Source organism: Pseudoalteromonas sp. SR45-5 (assembly GCF_014163565.1).
Lineage (GTDB): Bacteria > Pseudomonadota > Gammaproteobacteria > Enterobacterales > Alteromonadaceae > Pseudoalteromonas > Pseudoalteromonas distincta.
On sequence record NZ_JACJDN010000855.1, the window covers coordinates 1 to 1,324 of the forward strand.

A 1,324-nucleotide genomic window follows, 5' to 3' on the forward strand; every position below is an offset into this window, starting at 1 on the left:
TAGCAGAACAAACTCCTATCAAGATATGTTTTAAGCACACATACTTGTTAGCAAGGCGCTTTTTAAGCGCCTTTTTTAATGTCTATTATTTTGTGCTAACTTGTATAAACGCTATATATATTTAGCAATTAAGCTATGTTTGTGGCTTCGCTTCCAAACAATGTATCGCTTAGCGAGTAGGGTTGTTAGCCCTATTACAACGGCTATAAATAAAAGTGTTGCTGTGTAACTCATGCCATAACCTTCAGGCAAACCAACGAGAGTATCTGCGTAGGTCATATCGCTAAAATTAAAGCCAAGAATAGGTATAATTAACCAAGCAATAGCATGTAATAAATACAAATGCACAAGGTATGAAAACATACTTGTTTTACCCAGTACTTGTAAAAAGTTATGCGAAAAATCGGTTTTTAAACCACTTAATGCCTTTAAAGAAATAAGCCCAAGGCCAACAGTAAGTAACATAAACTGCAGCGAAAGCGGATACTTTGTTGGGTTTAGAAACGACATAACAGTGAGTAATGAGTTTGTATGTATAGCAAACTGTGACATGTCACCGTATAAGTTAAACCCACGTAAAATGCCATAAAGCGCAAGGCAAGTAACCCCTAATAACAATGCGTGATTCATCACTTTTTTACTGTATTGTTGCGCTTTGTAATAAACACCAGCGCAATATGCCAATGCCATTAAGCCAACAATAGGGGCAACTGGGTAGGTTGTTCTAATTTGAAAATCAAAAGGGAGATCAAGTACATTTTTTTGATGTGCAATAGACCAAGCAGTATGTGCAAATGTATTAGGCTCAAAGCTTGTTCCATCAAATAAATTATGCCCAAACACGAGTAATAAGCCTGCTACAAAAATGGCATAAATGCCCAGGAAACGCAGCAGTCCTAAAATAACAAAGCCCCAGCCGATAGCCCAAATAACTTGTGCGTATAGCATTGAGTATAATGGGTTAAAGCTCCAAGACCACGAAACAATAGTAAATTCAAACAAAATTAGCACTAAACCACGAATAATCAAGCTCTGTGAAAATGCTTTAGTGGATACATATTTATGCTCTGTTATTGCCGCAGATAGACCTGCTAAGAATACGAAGAGTGGTGCGCAAAAGTGAGAAACAAAACGCGTAAAAAAGGTAACGGGATCAGTCCCTGGAATAGTCATCGGATCGGTAACTGAGTAATTAAGGCAATAATACATACCATGGTCAATAACCATAAATATAATTATAATGCCCCGTAATATATCAATATGATGTAAGCGGTTATCGGTTGAAGGTAGCGGCATAAGAGAGCTATATAGAGTGATTTAAAAC

The 1,324-nt window shown here is 37.0% G+C and carries 1 protein-coding gene; it reads right to left on the reverse strand.

Going from position 1 to position 1,324, the window contains the following annotated elements:
- Positions 1–111: 111 nt before the first annotated feature.
- Positions 112–1,296: a DUF1624 domain-containing protein gene (locus H5072_RS19600; protein WP_182694529.1), complete on the reverse strand. Its 1,185-nt coding sequence runs from the start codon at positions 1,294–1,296 to the stop codon at positions 112–114.
- Positions 1,297–1,324: the final 28 nt, after the last annotated feature.

What these genes read in the sequence shown, in the direction of transcription:
- H5072_RS19600 (WP_182694529.1), bottom strand. Translation starts at nt 1,296, where the DNA reads ATGCCGCTACCTTCAACCGATAACCGCTTACATCATATTGATATATTA.